1 protein-coding gene is annotated in these 369 nt (G+C 61.5%); it reads left to right on the top strand.

Going from position 1 to position 369, the window contains the following annotated elements; translation table 11 throughout:
• A partial coding sequence (locus RhoFasB10_RS26030) for a sugar phosphate nucleotidyltransferase (protein WP_167679371.1) occupies nucleotides 1–369 on the top strand: 369 nt, incomplete at both ends.

Here is a 369-nt window from a genome sequence, read left to right as displayed (position 1 = left end):
ATCCGATCACGATGGGGATCAGTAAGCAGTTGGTGCCTGTCTACGACAAGCCGATGATCTACTACCCGCTCTCGACGTTGATCCTGGCGAACATCCGCGACATTCTGATCATCACCACCGCGCAGGACGCGGACCAGTTCCAACGTCTGCTCGGCGATGGTTCCCAGTTCGGCATCAACCTCACCTACCAGGTCCAGCACGAGCCGAACGGTCTCGCGCAAGCCTTCGTACTCGGCGCGGACCACATCGGCAGCGACAGCGCCGCCCTCGTCCTGGGGGACAACATTTTCTACGGCCCCGGCTTGGGTTCGCAGCTGTCGCGCTTCGATTCCATCGACGGCGGCGCCGTCTTCGCTTACGAGGTCAAGG

It is taken from the genome of Rhodococcus sp. B10 (genome assembly GCF_011770055.1).
Lineage (GTDB): Bacteria > Actinomycetota > Actinomycetes > Mycobacteriales > Mycobacteriaceae > Rhodococcoides > Rhodococcoides kyotonensis_B.
The sequence above is the reverse complement of the archived record's forward strand: the minus strand, read 5'-3'. Positions and strand labels throughout refer to the sequence as shown.